This is a genomic window from Bacillus cereus group sp. MYBK79-1 (assembly GCF_051915365.1).
Lineage (GTDB): Bacteria > Bacillota > Bacilli > Bacillales > Bacillaceae_G > Bacillus_A.
Genome location: NZ_JBQAEO010000002.1, coordinates 372522 through 389442, shown reverse-complemented (window position 1 = coordinate 389442; position 16921 = coordinate 372522). Strand labels below are relative to the sequence as shown.

The following is a 16921-nucleotide window of genomic DNA, read 5'->3' as shown; positions in this document are numbered from 1 at the left end:
AAACCAGAGGGATGTAGTGAGTAGAGATATAATTTATATGTTCGAAGCCGTGATTTGTATGTGTGAAAATTCAAGTATATAAATTGAAAGTTGCTTTACTATGGAATAGAGAATCCAGCGAAGGACAGAAGCGGTCAGAACCTTTTTTAGCCCCATACGATGTGAAACCAGAGGGATGTAGTGAGTAGAGATATAATTTATATGTTCCAAGCCGTGATTTGTATGTGTGAAAATGAGGAATCTAGTGATGGATAGTACAACAGGAAGCGTAACTTTTTATAAAATATAGGTTTCTGCTTCCAATAAGTTAACATGAAATCACTTATTAGTATGACTCTTATGTTCTTTAAAAAAGTTGGAGATAATACAACAAACTATTCCGGTAATTAGAATAATGTATTTTATCGTTTCACTAGTATGCTCAAATAAATTAACGTTAAGCATCACAAGTCCCCAAAACATTTGGATCACTCCATAACTGAATAAAATTTTTCCTGTACGAGAAAAATTTTTCATAGGTCTCACCCTTTCCTGTATATGTAAATTGTATCATAAAAAATTAAAAACGAATGATTATAAATAGAATTTTCTGTGATTTTATAAACTAAGCTATAGATGAAGAGATAAGATATAGAAAGAAGCTTACGTAAAAAACGTAAGCTTCTTTTTTATGTAAGTGTGTATAACCGTTAAGCCGCATTGGGTTTTGTCGGTGAGTACGCGGAACTTTACGGTTACACGACACTTATTCATATGAGTAAAAGGGTTATTCCAACAGAAAGTTTGTACTTAAGCGATTGGACCACCTAAGTTAATAATATCTTCAGAAACGCTGTCGAACTTTTTGAAGTTCTCTTTGAATTCGCTCGCAAGCTCGATTGCTTTCGCTTTGTAAGCAGCTTTATCAGCCCAAGTTTGTTCAGGCATTAACACTTCGTCAGGTACACCTGGTACGTGAAGTGGAACTTCAAGACCGAAGATGTCATGTTTAGCTGTTTCAGTTTTTGCAAGTTCGCCGCTTAACGCTGCTTGAATCATTGCACGAGTGTAACCTAAGTTCATACGTTTACCAATGCCGTATTCGCCACCAGTCCAGCCAGTGTTTACTAAGAATACTTTCGCATCGTGTTTCTCGATTTTTTCACCAAGCATTTCAGCATAGCGAGATGCATCAAGTGGTAAGAATGGTGAACCAAAGCAAGTTGAGAATGTTGCTTGCGGAGATGTAACGCCGCGCTCTGTTCCTGCTAGTTTACTAGTGTAACCACTTAAGAAATGATACATAGCTTGTTCTTTTGATAACTTACTGATTGGAGGCAATACGCCAGATGCATCAGCAGTTAAGAAAATGATTGTATTTGGGTGTCCAGCAACACTTGGCAGTACGATATTGTCAATCGCATGCATAGGGTATGCAGCACGAGTATTTTCTGTTAAAGTAGTATCGTTATAGTCTGCGATACGCGTTTGGTTATTAATGATAACGTTTTCTAAAACAGATCCAAATTTGATTGCATCGAAAATTTGTGGTTCTTTCTCGTGAGAAAGGTTTACACATTTTGCATAGCAACCGCCTTCAATATTGAATACACCGTTATCAGACCAACCATGCTCATCATCACCGATTAATTTACGGTTTGGATCAGCAGATAATGTTGTTTTACCTGTTCCAGATAAACCGAAGAATAGTGCTACGTCGCCTTCTTCACCTACGTTTGCAGAGCAATGCATAGAAAGAATATCTTGTTCAGGTAATAAGAAGTTCATAATAGAGAAGATTGATTTTTTCATTTCTCCAGCGTATTCTGTACCACCAATTAGTACGATACGTTTTTCGAATGAAACCATAATGAATGCTTCAGAGTTTGTACCGTCAACAGCTGGATCAGCTTTGAAATTCGGTGCAGAAACAATTGTGAACTCTGATTCATGAGTTGTTAATTCTTCTTCAGTTGGACGAATGAATAATTGATGTACAAATAAATTGTGCCATGCATATTCATTAATAACTTGAATTGGTAGGCGGTAATTGCGGTCAGCGCCTGCAAATCCATTGAAGACGAATAACTCTTCTTTTTCTTTTAAGTATTCTAAAACTTTAGTATATAATTTATTAAAATGTTCTTCAGAAATCGGTTGATTCACTGCTCCCCAAGCAATTTTGTCAGCAACCGATGCTTCTTTCACAATAAATTTATCTTTAGGAGAACGTCCTGTATATTTTCCAGTTGAAGCAGAAACGGCACCAGTAGAAGTTAATTTCCCTTCATTTCGCATTAATACTTTTTCCACTAATTGCGGAACACTTAGTTGAATCTGTGCATTGCTTCCGTTCAATAATTCGTGTAAACCAATTTGGACATTCACAGTACTCATATTTATATACCATCCTTTTCATTTAATGAAATATTTCTCGTAATCCCCAACAAGAGTATAACACAATTATATAAATAATGTATACTATTTATTTCTTTTTGTTTGTGTGAATGCATTATTTCCTTATTAATATTTCATTTCAGGCGTATTGAGAAAAACTTTCAGGAAAATGTGAATATTAATTGACAAATGAATATCATTTCTTTAGTATAGGTTGGGACGGATACTCTCTTATCCCGAGCTGGCGGAGGGACAGGCCCGATGAAGCCCAGCAACCTCATTTGTAGTGGTAAATACAGGTGAATAGGTGCTAAAACCTGTGCGAGGCTAACGGTCTCGAACGATAAGAGCAAAGGGCAAAAAGCAGTATGCAAGTAGCAAATTAAACCTTTCCTCTATGTAAAGTAGGAAAGGTTTTTCTGTATGCTTGTGTGGGAGAATAAATGTATGTCGCAGTTTGTGGCAAATTAAGGATGAGTTCCGTACAATATATACAATTACTGTAGGGAGGTTTACCACATGACAAAGAAACGTCATCTGTTCACATCTGAGTCTGTAACTGAAGGACATCCAGATAAAATTTGTGACCAAATTTCTGATTCAATTTTAGATGCGATCTTATCAAAGGACGCAAATGCACGTGTAGCTTGTGAAACAACTGTAACAACTGGTTTAGTATTGGTAGCGGGGGAAATTACGACTTCTACTTACGTAGATATTCCAAAAATCGTTCGTGAAACAATTCAAGGCATTGGTTACACACGCGCAAAATACGGATTCGATGCAGAAACTTGTGCAGTTTTAACATCTATCGATGAGCAGTCTGCTGACATCGCTATGGGTGTTGACCAAGCGCTAGAAGCACGCGAAGGTCTAATGACTGACGCTGAGATTGAGGCAATTGGTGCAGGAGACCAAGGTTTAATGTTTGGTTTCGCATGTAATGAAACACAAGAGTTAATGCCACTTCCAATCTCGCTTGCTCACAAATTAGCTCGCCGTTTAACTGAAGTACGTAAAGATGAGACATTATCATACTTACGTCCGGATGGAAAAACGCAAGTTACAGTTGAGTATGATGAAAATGGTAAACCTGTACGTGTAGATACAATCGTAATTTCTACACAGCATCATCCAGATGTTACATGGGAAGAAATCGATCGCGATTTAAAAGAGCATGTAATTAAAGCTGTAGTTCCAGCAGAATTAATGGATGGAGAAACGAAATTCTTCATTAACCCAACTGGTCGCTTCGTAATTGGTGGACCACAAGGTGATGCTGGTTTAACAGGACGTAAAATCATCGTTGATACTTACGGTGGATACGCTCGCCACGGTGGCGGTGCATTCTCTGGTAAAGATGCAACAAAAGTTGACCGTTCTGCAGCATATGCAGCTCGTTATGTTGCGAAAAACATCGTAGCAGCTGGTCTTGCTGACAAAGCAGAAGTACAACTTGCATACGCAATTGGTGTAGCACAACCAGTATCAATTTCAGTTGATACGTTCGGCACTGGTAAAGTATCTGAAGACGTACTAGTAGGACTAGTTCGTAACAACTTCGATCTTCGCCCAGCCGGTATTATTAAAATGCTAGACTTACGTCGCCCAATTTACAAACAAACAGCAGCTTACGGCCACTTCGGACGTACTGATGTAGATCTAACATGGGAACGTACAGACAAAGCTGCAGCTTTAAAAGAGCAAGCTGGTCTATAATATATGAAAAAAAGCTTTGCGCCGTGAGCGCAAAGCTTTTTTTATTTTGTTTTATTTACCACTTGGATGCAAGAACCACAATAAACTTCTCCATCTAGCTCAATGTACTTTCTCACATTTGTCATACCACTTGCCGGAAATGGCATATGAATCCATGCTTTTTCATATGTTTGTATTTCCTTTTCACATGATTTACAAAGGACTGGTTTCTTCTTGAACATATGTAATCAACCTTTCATTTGACGTGCTTTACCCGCGCAAAAGGCACTGCTTAGTAAAAATAGGGTTGCGAATATAATGCTTACTAATGTAGCGTATGGAATTGCGCCTTTTAGAGAAAAGCCAACAGTAATGGAAGCGACGAATAAGAGGATGAATGTTGTTGTTAATTTTTTATAAAGTTCCATAGTGAATAAATCTCCTTATCAAGAAATTTTTGCATAGCATCATCTATCTGGTATATATGTGGAAACTATTCCTGTAGAGTGAGTAGTACCACCAGCACGTACGTAAGTGTGGCTTAATTGTAAACCTAAATTTCCTGCAGTATTTGAAGTTCTAATTTTTGTATTCATTTGAGCTGTTTTGGGTACAGGGTTAAATAGGTTTTTCTCCAGCGTCCAACTGCCATAGTTTTCACTTAATAATGAGTTGCTGTTTATACTGAATCCAGTTAAATTTCGAAAAAAGAATAGTGGAAGCATAGTGGAATCTGGTTCATAATTTATTAACTTTTGAGATGAATAAGGTACAGATAATTGTGTATTCCAGCTTATAAAAGGTGGATTTATAACTGTGTTTTTAATAGTATGAGATGCTGTAATGTCCCACACAGATCCTACTTTTCCGTTAATATCTGCGTCAGAACTGTTCTGACTAAATGTAATAGTTGTTGTTAATTTAGCCCCAGAATAAAAAGAGTAATTATAAGTTCTACTTGCTTGAAAGGACTCAGTAGTATATGAAGTGGAGTGTGCAATTTTTTCTAAAGTGCGTATAGTTTCTTTTTGAACTGCTTCTATACTTTCTGTTTTCGTTTCTGAGAAGTAATAGTCTCTATAGCTAATTTTATTTATATAATAATTAGAGACCGCAAATAAATATAAATTTGTTTTAGGAGAGGATTCTAAGATGTTTGTTTTAATGGGATTACCATTATTATGATAGAGCTGGATTTCAGCAGAATTTGTTTCAAGTGTGGGAGTTAATTTTTGTTCAGGCGTATTTTTATATTCAATCTAATTTGTTATATTTACTCGTATAACATTCGTATGTTTTTCTTCAGCATGAACGGTAGAAGAAAAACATAGCCCTAATAAAGAAATGAAAAATAATAGTTGTGTATAAATTGTACTATTTTTCATGTTTACCTCCTTTAATTTGGTTTTGTTTCCATACAAAATCTACAAGGTAGGCAAGGGCAAGTGGAATGGTTGTGCTAGTCAAATAGTAACGAATACCATCATTCGGCATAAGCACATACAATTTTAAAAGTTAATATCGAACCCGTAAGCGATCCATTGAAAAAGGGATAATATAACTAGGAATGGTATAATAGGTACGTATCGTTTTATATTTTGAATCATGTAAAGCTCCTTTATATGGATAAATATGCTTATATTGTATCATATTGAATTCTTTAATTTATACATAATTTTACAAAGTTAAATGAAAGGAAAGATGAAAAATGAGCGTAACCGAACATAAAAAACAAGCACCAAAAGAAGTGCGTTGCAAGATCGTGACGATTTCTGATACACGTACAGAAGAGACGGACAAGAGTGGACAACTATTACATGAATTATTAAAAGAAGCAGGGCATACAGTGACCTCTTATGAAATTGTAAAAGATGATAAAGAAAGTATTCAGCAAGCAGTGTTAGCTGGTTATCATAGGGAAGATGTCGATGTCGTGTTAACAAATGGCGGTACTGGTATTACGAAACGTGATGTGACGATTGAAGCAGTGTCAGCGTTATTACATAAAGAAATTGTCGGGTTTGGTGAGTTGTTCCGCATGATTAGTTATTTAGAAGATATCGGAAGCAGCGCGATGTTAAGTAGAGCAATCGGCGGTACAATTGGACGCAAAGTTGTCTTTTCCATGCCAGGATCTAGCGGAGCAGTTCGTCTTGCGATGAATAAATTAATTTTACCGGAATTAGGTCATATTACCTTTGAGCTGCATCGCCAATGAGTAAGTATGCTGGAATTGTATTGGCAGGCGGTATGTCGAGTCGATTCGGTGAGCCGAAAGCGTTAGCGAGCTGGCAAGGTAGTACTTTTATTGAGCATATTGTGAAAGTGATGACAAGTGCGCTCCAAGAAGTTGTAGTCATTAGTCATACTGATATAAAGGAGCGAGTAGAGCAACTCGTACAAGTTCCTGTTATAGAAGATATTCCGCATTATAAAGGAAATGGACCACTTGCTGGAATTGTATCAGGAATGGAATATATAGAAGCAGATTGGTATGCTATTATGCCTTGCGATGCGCCGAATGTTTCGCATGAATGGTTTACCATTTTACTAGAGCAAACGAGCAATGAATATGATGCGGTTGTACCTATTATTAATGGAAGAAAACAACCGTTACTTGCAGCGTACCATAACCGTGTGAAAGAGAAAATTTATGCTGTGCTTCAAGAAGAAAAAAGAAGTATGGGCCAGCTTCTATCGCAATGTAATGTGAAATATATTGCCGGTGAAGATGTACAAGCGAATGTAGATTGGTTTATAAATGTGAATACGAAAGAAGAATATGTGCAAGCTCAAAAAAACCTTTCAAATAAATGAAAGGTTTTTTGATATACAGAAATTGGGGAACAATTACTGTATAAAGGTATGTGAGTAAGTTGATTTTAAGGGGAATCGCTTAAAATCATCATACAGTAAAAATACTGTATAACCATATATTAATTTTTATGGGTTTTTATTACAAGTCTGTTTAGTTATGTATCTTTTTGTTATAATGAATATAGAAATAAAGAGATATTTCACCTTGTGTATCATTTAGTGAACGAAATTTTATAATTGTGTAAAAAACTCCCTTCGTCTTTTGAAGGGAGTTTTTTGTTATGAAAGTGATTCATGTACATCTTTAGTTCTATAGGATAGGTATAGAATATATTTACAAATATAACATTTGATGGGTAGTAGAATAGGGAGGCTTGTTTTATACTAATATTGTGTCATCCCTTCTAAGGGACAGCGCACAGCCGGTGATTGGCTAATGGGAACATTCTCATTTTGCCAGTGCCGGTTTTTTATTAGATAATGATGATAATAAACTTTTGAGGGAGGGATCGTTTTGAGAAAGATAGATTTTACTTCTATGAGAGAGAAAGTAGCTAGTTTTTATATTTATTCTATCTCTTTTCTTGGTTTAATGGCTGTTATGATGTCCTTATTTTTAATTGAAATGCCTTCCCATCTTATGCTGCTTTTGTTGTTAATTATGTTTATGGGAATTACTGAGTATTTTCCTATCCGTATTTGGAGAGGTGGAATTACACTTAGCCTTACGCTTATTTATACAATGAATTGGCAGTTTGGAATGTATATAACAGTTGTTTCATGTGTGGGTGTGATGTTAAGTATCCAATTGTTTTGCCGATTACCGATGCAAAGGACGGTATTTAATTGTGCGCAACTTGCTCTTAGTATCGTATTAGCAGAATGGTTTGCCAGTGGATGTTTCTCTTTTTTTATTTCTGGAATGAATCTGTCAGCTGTATATGAAAAATTCATAATCTTATGTTTATTCGGCGCGTTTCTTTGCCTGTTTAACAGTTTATTTTACGATCTTTTAATCATACTTCTTCCACAGCCCTATCCACTAGAAGAGTGGCGTAAAAAGAATATATTAGTACTCTTGAGTTTGAGTTTTTGTTTACTGTATTCCTCACTTATACATATGTTAGATTACCGATATCATGGCGTGATAGATGAAATCATGGTTCTATTCTTCTTTTTCCCGCTTGTGGCAATTTGTATCATTAGCTCTTTCGTTAGACAAATACGGGTGGAAAAAGAACGATTATATAAGCTTTTTTCTATTACGACGGAATTAAGTCATGGATTATCTGCCGGAAACTTACAGCAGATGAAACAATCACTGAAAGGATTTCTAGGAATACAGGCATATGTTTTATGGGCAAAAGATGAAGAGAATTGGACCCTTTTATTAAAGGACGGAAAAGTACGCCGTGATATTTCTAATTATTCTGACCTGTATAAGGAGTTTGAAGAGATATCGGAAACTGTTGTTGTGACTGATTGGAAAACAGGTATGGCTCCGGGAGATGAAGTGTTTGAAAATACGATGCGCTCTCTCGTATATTTACCTCTTAAAGTAAATCATGAATTAGTTGGAATGTTTGTGGCAGGGAAAAGTAGGAGTGCGAGTTTTATTACGGAAGATGTACAAACTTTAGCTACGTTTGCCAATCAATTAGGCAGCTTGCTTAAAACGCGGACACTCGTCTCTGAACAGGAAAAAAGAACGATTTTAGAAGAACGAAATCGAATTGCTCGTGAAATCCACGATGGAATCGCACAAGCATTGGCCGGAGTGATATTTCAGATGGAATCAGCGCAGAAAAAATATGCAGACCGACCAAAAGATATGCAGCAAGTGGTAGATACAAGCATAAAAAAATTACGGAAGAGTTTAAGTGAAGTTCGTTATTCTATTTATGCTTTAAAGCCATATCCAACACAAAGATTAGGACTAAAACAAGCAATTACAAATAAAGTTCAATCCTTAAAACAAGAATATGGTTTAGCCATTCTTTATCATGAAAGAGGCTGTTCTCGAAAACTTAGTTTTACGAAAGAACGAGTCATCTTTGATACTTTGCAGGAGAGCTTGCAGAACATTGTAAAGCACGCAAAGGCAGACAAAGTTGATGTTTTACTAAGCTATCAACGGGAACATGTACTTTTAAAGGTAAAGGATAATGGAATTGGCTTTTCTCTTTTTGAATCTATGATAAAAGCAAAGGATGAGCCGCATTATGGTATATTACATATGAATGAACAGGCCGAACAGCTAGGGGCTGCCCTTCAAATTGATAGTTCTGCAGGAAAAGGTACAGAAATCACATTGTTAATTCCAGATTCAGAAATGGGGGAGGAGTATCATGATTCGAATATTAGTAGTGGATGATCATACTGTTTTGCGTGATGGAATTCGAAGTATATTGGAACTCGAATCTGATATGCGAGTAGTTGGGGAGGCTGTTTCCGGCGATGAGGTAGTAAAGAAAGTGGAAGAGTGTAAGCCTGATTGTATCTTAATGGATATTAATTTACCTGGGAAAAATGGTATCGAGGCTACAACTCTCGTAAAGAATCAGTATCCGAACTGCCGTGTTCTCGTATTAACTATGTATGAACATGATGAATACTTGATGTCTGCTCTTCGGGCAGGTGCAGACGGTTATTTGCTGAAGGATTCATCATCCGAGCAGGTAGTGGCGGCGATCCGAATGGTATTACAAGGAGATTCGGTGATTCATCCGCGTATGACTAAAAAGTTAATTACATATCATCAACAAACGAAATTAGAATCAAATGAGAATGAACTAACAGAGCGTGAAAAAGAAATACTATTTGAATTAGTCAAAGGTCTTAGCAATAAGGAAATTGCTGAAGCTTTATATATTAGTGACAAGACAGTGAAAATCCATATTAATAAGATTTTCAGAAAACTAAATGTGAAAAGTCGTTCACAAGCAGTCATATATGCTGTTCGGCATCAACTTGTTCCATTTTCTTAAATGAAAATCATTTAAAAGAACTACTCTGTGCTTTATTATTTTTCTCAAAATAATAAGGCATGGGGTAGTTCTTTTGTACTATACGGTATAGAACTAATACTTATAAAAAATATTCCTTTTTGATAATTTTCGGAAAACTTAAAATTTAATAAGATAAGGGAGTAGAATCGTAGTCTAATAGATTCGTAAATTTAAGTTATGAAATGGCTACAGATACAAATAAATTTAGATGGGGGAACTTGTATGAAGAGAGGGAAATTTGGGAGGGTTCTTACAGGAACGTTAGTTGCTGGTATGCTATTGTCACAAGGTATTCCGTATAACGTATTAGCAGAAAGTCCGGCTGAACTAAAGCCAGTTGATAATGCGGAACAGGTGCTAATGAATCTGTCTGCAGAACAAAGAAAAGCGTTGGAACAGTTAGATGTAAATCCTAATTTTACGATTTCACCTGATATTGATACGAATAGTCCTAAATTAGTTAATGTTATCGTGGAATTCAATCAAGCTCCAGCAAAAATTGAAGTGATGAAACAAGCGGCGAAAGGGAAGAAAATAGCTGCTACTACTGCGCAAGCAAAAGTGGATGAAGAGCATAAAGTGTTCAAACAACATGTCGAATCTTTAAAATCGAAGAAAGATGTTGGCACTTACGATACGAAAAAAGTGGAAATCACACGCGAATATAAAAATGCAATCAACGGTGTAGCGATGACGTTGCCTGGTGTGGCTGTGCAAGAGTTGATCCAATCTGGAGTAGTAAACCGTGTCTTTAAAGATTACGAGGTAAAAGTAGAACCTCCAGTAGAAACACAAAAAGAAATCCAGCCAAAAATGGCGGACAGTATTCCGCAAATTGGTGTGGACAAGCTTCATGCAGAAAACATTACAGGTAAAGGGATTAAAGTCGGCGTTCTTGATACAGGTGTTGACTATAATCATCCAGATTTAAAAGATGCTTATAAAGGCGGATATGATTTTGTAGATAACGATGCAAATCCGATGGAAACAACGTACGAGGATTGGATAAAAGCTGGCAAGCCAGAATATCCTGGCTTAGTGTACTATACAAACCATGGTACACATGTAGCAGGAACGATTGCAGCTCAAAAGAAAAATAATGCAGATTACGCTGTAAAAGGTGTGGCACCTGATGTAGATTTATATGCTTACAGAGTCCTAGGACCATGGGGCGGAGGAAATACAGCGGGAATCCTTGCTGGGATGGATAAAGCGATTGCGGATGATATGGATGTCATCAACATGTCGCTAGGTGCGCAGACTAACGATCCGTTATATGCCACTTCTGTTGCAGTAAATAACGCCATGCTTTCAGGTGTGGTGACAGTTGTTGCCGCAGGTAACGCCGGACCGAACGAAAAAACTCTCGGTTCCCCGGGAACGGCAGCTCTTGGCATTTCAGTTGGGGCGAGTGATGTTTCTATGTCTATTCCTACATTCAGCGGGAGTGTAGCGAGTGAAAAATTTGAAAATATGCAGTTATTAGGTAAAGATTTCCCTGATAAGTTAGAAGAATTGCAAGGACAATCGTTACCAATTGTATTTGCGGGACTTGGTAAAGAAGCTGATTTTACAGGGAAAGATCTTAACGGAAAAATTGCGCTGATTCAGCGCGGGGAAATTACGTTTGATGAAAAAATTAAAAATGCCAAAAAAGCCGGAGCAAAAGCAGTTATTGTGTATAACAATGCTGACGGACAAATATCTGCTTACTTAGGTGAGGGGGTAGGTCTTATTCCATCTTTCCGTCTGTCAAAAGCAGATGGCGAACGGTTAAAGGCGCTAGGTGAAGTATCTTTCAAATTCGAAACGCTGAGCAATACAAAAACGGAAGGCGATCACTTAGCTGATTTCAGCTCCCGTGGGCCGGTAAATGGGAATTATGACATTAAGCCAGACGTAGTTGCTCCGGGGGTGTCTATTTTCTCTACTGCTCCGGAATATATTAACGATCCGCAGGACGGCATAAACTACGGTAATGCGTATGTACGCTTGTCTGGCACTTCTATGGCTAGCCCGCACGTAGCGGGTACAGTAGCGTTAATTTTGCAGGAACATCCAGAATACACTCCTTTCGATGTAAAAGCGGCTCTTATGAATACATCTGATGATTTGAATGGCAAGAATTCTGTATATGAAGTGGGTGCTGGGCGCATCGATGCGTATCAAGCCGTCCATACGGACACATCCATTAAAGTATTAGACAAAACACAAAATATCGAGAATGGCAAAGTTGTCGAAATTGACGAACAAACAGGTTCCATTGTGTTTGGCAGACATGTTAAGCAAGGGGATAAACCGATTGAAGCGAGCAAAAAAGTGGTTGTCCAGAACAATAGTAAAGACGAAAAATCCTTTAAAGTAGAAGTGGAGTATCACGGTGAGCGTACAGGCATTCAAGATGCAGTAAAGAACGGTATACAAGTTGAGGTGCCGGCATCTCTTACAGTAGCAAGCGGAAAATTACAGGAACTGCAGCCAAAAATTACGATTCCTGCTAGCGCAGCAAAGGGCAGATATGAAGGATATATTCATGTAACGAATGCGAACAATCCGGCTGAAACATATCAAATTCCATTCGCTGTCATGGTGACGGAAAAGGGATTTGAATATGCGAAAACGACCAATCCATCCGTGACGAATACGACACCTTTCTGGCAATATATGTACCCGTTCGTTCATGTCAACATGAAGTTGAATAGCCCGATGAAAACCATTGATGTGCTTGTTAAAGATAGTGCAACAGGGAAAGCTGTAGGTTTTATAGGCACAGCAGATGCCAGCAGATTATTGATAGACGTAGACACGTTTCTTATGAATGCATTTAGCGGTACTGTCTATCCATTTACCAATGATCCTTCTAAGCCGATTGGTGATCTTCCTGTAAAGCTTCCGGCAGGCGATTATCTACTGGAACTGATTGCACACGATGAGGAAGGGAAATCATATGTTATAGATAATCCGCTTATCGTGGACAATACAGCACCGGAAGTAAATATGGATAAAAAACCGGGTGTAATCGAGGTTAATGACTCCATGTTCACAGTAGAGGATGGACAAAAAGCAGTATGGCTGCATGGAACAGCCAAGGATGCGACAGTGGATCTATTGAAATCAAAAGGTTTAAACTATGATCAATCGTCCAATCAAATGGCTTACTATGCAAATTCCTCAAATATACTTGGGTACTTCCCAATCCAAGCAAATGGAGATGTAAAATTCGGTATTGAGGAAAGTGATATTGCAACGAAACCTCTAAATTTGACTTTGGCTACGTATGATATTGCAACGGCAATTGGTAAACAAAACTATGTTTTCGTAAAAGAAGGTACAGAATATACGACTTCTAGTTATGATAAGAAAGACGTAAAAGTCGGCGATACAGTTACGAGGACACTTAGTCTCAATAATGTGAAGCAGCTTGTATCCGGGGAATTCCAGATCGACTTTAGAAAAGATTTGCTCAAGTTTGAGAATGTGAAACTGAACAATGCGGCAAACGAGTACGCGAAGGAAAGAGGTTTGGAAGTATCAATGCAAGAACCTGTGGTGACAGAAGGAACTTCCTATAATACGGTGAAAGTTGGCGCATCTATGAAAGGGAATGCATTTAGTGGTATGGACGGAGATCTACCTTTCCTTGATGTCACGTTCAAAGTAGTAAATGAATATTACGATATTGTTGTGGGTGATTACCAGTTTAATGTAAAACAGGCGTCTTATATGAAAGCGGGACAAACAGTAGCTACTGCCATACCTTCTTTCGGTACGGAAAGCTTTAACATCATTCCAACGCATTCGAGAGCGTATGGTTATATCGCGCCGGAAGCATTTTTGAATGAAGGTTCTTTGAAAAAAGCAGATTATACAAAAATCGGTGCCCAAGTATATGCGATGTCTCCAAGCGGTAAAAAATATAAAGGAACGATTGATACACAAGGAGCCTACGAGATCAAAGGCATCCCAGCTTCTACTGAAGCCTACACAGTTGTGATTGATGTTCCGGGACATCTCAAAGCGATGAAAAAATTCATTCCAGGGTATTTTGTAGGAGATGAGCTGCGCGGGCAAAATATTAGAATAAATGCTAAAAATCTTGCAGGCGACGTGAATAGTGATAGATTGATTGACATTCGCGATATGCAAAGTGTAGTGGAAGCATACGGCAAGAAGGATGCTTCTATCGTGTCGCAAGACATCAACCAAGACGGTGTCGTAAACGAGATAGATGTTCGCTTCATTGAGAAAAACTTCTTGCAAAAAGAAGTCGGTGTCCCAGAAGTAGTTAAACCGAAAGAAACAATTGGTAAAAAAGGACTGGCAGATTTCTTACGTCAGATTGGTCTAGAACCGAAGAAGTAAATAAAGTGTCTTAGGAGCGGCTGTTGATAAAAGAAGGAGAAAGTTCATCTTCTGCAAATATCGATAGTCGCTCTTAAATAAAACAAAACGTTCTTTATTAAGAATATAGTGGCTATCTTAGAGGTAAAACTAACAGACATTAAATAAGGAAACAAGCCATTTGATTTTACTTTATATGAACTTATTGGCTTTTAAATATTATAAAAATAGGGGGATCATTAAAATGAGTCTTAAGAAAAAAATTGGTATGGGTGTTGCATCCGCAGCTCTTGGTTTATCTTTAATTGGGGGCGGAACGTTTGCGTACTTCAGTGATAAAGAAGTATCAGAAAACACGTTTGCGGCTGGTACGTTAGATTTGAGCATTGATCCACAAGTTATCATCGATGTTGACAAAATCAAACCAGGTGATCAAATAGAACGCGATTTCCACTTAATCAACAGCGGTACTTTGAAAATTAAGGACGTTCATCTTCTTACTGATTACACTGTAACAGATGCAAAAGGTGATAATGGAACTGCTGATTTCGGTGATCATGTTAAAGTGGAGTTTTTGTGGAACATAGACAAAAACACAGTTCCTGTATGGGAAACTACTTTGTCTGAACTGAAAAAGGCTACTGCTGATGGCAGCTTTCCTGATCTTGTAGAAAAAGGTGTCGTAAACTGGGAAGGAAACGGACTTGCTCCGGGCAAGGATGACAGTTTCTATGTGAAATTCATATTTGAAGATAATGGAGAAGATCAAAACGTATTCCAAGGAGATACATTGAAATTGGACTGGACGTTTAATGCGAATCAAACAAAAGGTAAAGAAAAATAAGTTCGAATGATATTCATTATATTTATGTACCAATGGAACAGTTAAATAAAAACGCAATATAAAGAGAGGTCCCCCTTCGAAGGGTGACCTCTCTTTATATTGTGAATTGATGATACATAAGTTGAATTTAAGCTAGCATTTCCGCATTTCGACTTTGAATAACATCATTATAATGCATGAGTAAATTATTGAAAATTTCATCCCAGCTTTGTGTGGTAGCGTAGGAGTGAGCATCTAGGCTCATTTGTTTCCGCATTTCTTCATTATTTAACAAACCATAAATAGATGATAAAAATGAGTCTTCATTTTTGGGTTCGCATAGAACGCCCGTTTTTCCATCTGTAATAATATTTTTAACCCCGCCACTATTTGCACCAATAACAGGTGTACCACATGCCAGTGATTCCAGTACGACGTTCCCAAATGTTTCAGTAGCAGATGGAAATACCATTAGATCGGAAGAAGCATAGGCTTCAGCTAAATCTTCACCTTGTAAATATCCAGTAAAGGTTACATTTGTTTGCGGGACATTTTCATACAAATTTGTTGCCAAAGGACCATCTCCAGCGATGAGCCAATGAATATCGTCACGTTCTTTGTTCGTCGTTTGAATAAGTGTTTGAAGAGTGTCGATATCTTTTTCAGGAGCAATCCGTCCAACATAGGAAAGAATATACTTCGCTGTAATATTATATTTTTTTCGGAATAGGTCTGTATTATAAGATGGATGAAAGAGTGTACAATCTACACCACGTCCCCATATATAAAGAGATTGAAAGCCTTTATTTTTTAATTGATGTAATGTTTCAGGGGATGGAACGAAATTTTTGTGCATATGACTATGAAACCATTTTAAATAGTTCCAAAGCATATTGGAGAGGAATTCGATTTTGTAATAGCGTAAATAAGCATCGAAATCAGTATGATAAGAACCGACAACTGGGATGTTTAACTTTTTTGCATAATACAATCCACAAAGTCCCATGTTGAAAGGTGTAGCAATGTGAATAATGTCAGGTTTAAAGGAAAGAAGTTCTCGTTTAATGCGCGGAGTAGGAAAAGAAAAGCGGCATTCTGGATATAATATTGTTAATGGGATACTTCTCATCTTATTCACATTAGCTACGAAATTATCTTCAGCTGTATGCTGAGGGGCGAAAACAGAATAGGCGATCTTTTCTTTCTGAAAGTAACGTGTTAATCGTTCTAACGTTTTCGCAACCCCGTTAACTTGTGGCGTAAAAGTATCGGTAAAAATGGCGACTCTCATCATATCACTCCTTTATGTGAAAAGTGGGATGAATTGATAAAAAGAGATGATGCCAGAGCAAGTGCCGAGGCACATACCGACGAATACATCAGACGGATAGTGAAGTCCTAAATAAATGCGAGAAATACCAACGCATAATGCTAACGGTAATAGAAAAGCAAATAAGCTTGGATTATAGCAAATAAATGGAATAAGGACAGAGAAAACGGCTGTTGTATGACCAGATGGGAAAGAGTGGTCTTTTAATGGATGGACTGGATATTTCGCATCCTGAATTGTTAAATAAGGACGTTTTCGCGGATACCATCTTTTTAATATTTGTACAGGAATATGGCTAATTGCTAAAGAAATAGCAGTTGCGATTGCAGCTTGATGCAAAGTTCCTTTTGCGAAAATTAAAAAGAAAAGTGTGAGTGCGATTGAAAAAGTAGCACCGCCGATATGAGTAATATTGCTGAAAAAGATATTTAATGTTTTTTGATCAAAGTATCGGTTAATTCCTTTGAAAATGTAACATTCTATTTTATACAGTCCACTGACCTTCATGGAAATTCTCCTCCCTCGCTT

General features: G+C 37.4%; 15 protein-coding genes and 1 riboswitch. Of the genes, 7 read left to right on the top strand and 8 right to left on the bottom strand.

Going from position 1 to position 16921, the window contains the following annotated elements; translation table 11 throughout:
- Positions 1-318: 318 nt before the first annotated feature.
- Together ACTFOB_RS06740 and pckA are read right to left on the bottom strand one after the other, a co-directional pair.
- A complete protein-coding gene (locus tag ACTFOB_RS06740) occupies positions 319-516 on the bottom strand; it encodes a hypothetical protein (protein WP_151631649.1) in 198 nt (65 codons plus the stop codon).
- Positions 517-789: 273 nt separating this feature from the next.
- On the bottom strand, positions 790-2376 hold the full coding sequence (pckA, locus tag ACTFOB_RS06735; RefSeq protein WP_144612162.1) for a phosphoenolpyruvate carboxykinase (ATP): 1587 nt from the start codon (positions 2374-2376) through the stop codon (positions 790-792).
- A 228-nt stretch (positions 2377-2604) separates the two neighbouring features.
- Positions 2605-2726: riboswitch (SAM riboswitch) on the top strand.
- Between the two features lie 169 nt (positions 2727-2895).
- Here pckA and metK point away from each other — a divergent pair.
- Positions 2896-4095: a methionine adenosyltransferase gene (gene metK, locus ACTFOB_RS06730; protein WP_440029885.1), complete on the top strand. Its 1200-nt coding sequence runs from the start codon at positions 2896-2898 to the stop codon at positions 4093-4095.
- 41 nt (positions 4096-4136) lie between these two features.
- Here the strand turns inward: metK and ACTFOB_RS06725 are convergent, their stop codons facing one another.
- The 4 genes from ACTFOB_RS06725 to ACTFOB_RS06710 all read right to left on the bottom strand — a co-directional run bounded on the left by ACTFOB_RS06725 (position 4137) and on the right by ACTFOB_RS06710 (position 5459).
- Complete coding sequence (locus ACTFOB_RS06725; protein ID WP_151631647.1) at positions 4137-4316, bottom strand: hypothetical protein; 180 nt, start codon at positions 4314-4316, stop codon at positions 4137-4139.
- 6 nt (positions 4317-4322) lie between these two features.
- Positions 4323-4502 (bottom strand): hypothetical protein, encoded by a 180-nt coding sequence (locus tag ACTFOB_RS06720; protein ID WP_000424805.1) that lies wholly within the window; start codon positions 4500-4502, stop codon positions 4323-4325.
- Between the two features lie 39 nt (positions 4503-4541).
- Entirely contained in the window at positions 4542-4928 is a 387-nt protein-coding gene (locus ACTFOB_RS06715; RefSeq protein WP_440029883.1) for a hypothetical protein, read from the bottom strand.
- A 405-nt stretch (positions 4929-5333) separates the two neighbouring features.
- A complete protein-coding gene (locus tag ACTFOB_RS06710) occupies positions 5334-5459 on the bottom strand; it encodes a hypothetical protein (protein ID WP_440029881.1) in 126 nt (41 codons plus the stop codon).
- 323 nt (positions 5460-5782) lie between these two features.
- Here ACTFOB_RS06710 and ACTFOB_RS06705 point away from each other — a divergent pair, with 323 nt between their 5' ends.
- From ACTFOB_RS06705 to ACTFOB_RS06680, 6 genes are all read left to right on the top strand, one after another.
- On the top strand, positions 5783-6292 hold the full coding sequence (locus ACTFOB_RS06705; protein WP_000117134.1) for a MogA/MoaB family molybdenum cofactor biosynthesis protein: 510 nt from the start codon (positions 5783-5785) through the stop codon (positions 6290-6292).
- Positions 6289-6891, top strand: coding sequence for a molybdenum cofactor guanylyltransferase (locus tag ACTFOB_RS06700; RefSeq protein ID WP_440029879.1), 603 nt, complete (start codon positions 6289-6291; stop codon positions 6889-6891). The genes ACTFOB_RS06705 and ACTFOB_RS06700 overlap by 4 nt, the downstream gene beginning before the upstream one ends.
- Before the next feature lie 514 nt (positions 6892-7405).
- Positions 7406-9265, top strand: coding sequence for a sensor histidine kinase (locus ACTFOB_RS06695; protein ID WP_440029878.1), 1860 nt, complete (start codon positions 7406-7408; stop codon positions 9263-9265).
- Positions 9240-9878 carry a response regulator gene (locus ACTFOB_RS06690; RefSeq protein WP_440029876.1) on the top strand — a complete coding sequence of 213 codons (639 nt, stop codon included), beginning with the start codon at positions 9240-9242 and terminating at the stop codon, positions 9876-9878. The genes ACTFOB_RS06695 and ACTFOB_RS06690 overlap by 26 nt, the downstream gene beginning before the upstream one ends.
- A 243-nt stretch (positions 9879-10121) precedes the next feature.
- A complete protein-coding gene (locus tag ACTFOB_RS06685; protein ID WP_440029874.1) occupies positions 10122-14261 on the top strand; it encodes a S8 family serine peptidase in 4140 nt (1379 codons plus the stop codon).
- A 223-nt stretch (positions 14262-14484) separates the two neighbouring features.
- Positions 14485-15084 (top strand): TasA family protein, encoded by a 600-nt coding sequence (locus tag ACTFOB_RS06680; protein WP_440029873.1) that lies wholly within the window; start codon positions 14485-14487, stop codon positions 15082-15084.
- Positions 15085-15211: 127 nt separating this feature from the next.
- Here the strand turns inward: ACTFOB_RS06680 and ACTFOB_RS06675 are convergent, their stop codons facing one another.
- Positions 15212-16354, bottom strand: coding sequence for a glycosyltransferase family 4 protein (locus tag ACTFOB_RS06675; RefSeq protein ID WP_440029871.1), 1143 nt, complete (start codon positions 16352-16354; stop codon positions 15212-15214).
- A 12-nt stretch (positions 16355-16366) separates the two neighbouring features.
- A complete protein-coding gene (locus ACTFOB_RS06670) occupies positions 16367-16900 on the bottom strand; it encodes a phosphatase PAP2 family protein (RefSeq protein WP_098110781.1) in 534 nt (177 codons plus the stop codon).
- Between the last annotated feature and the right edge of the window lie 21 nt (positions 16901-16921).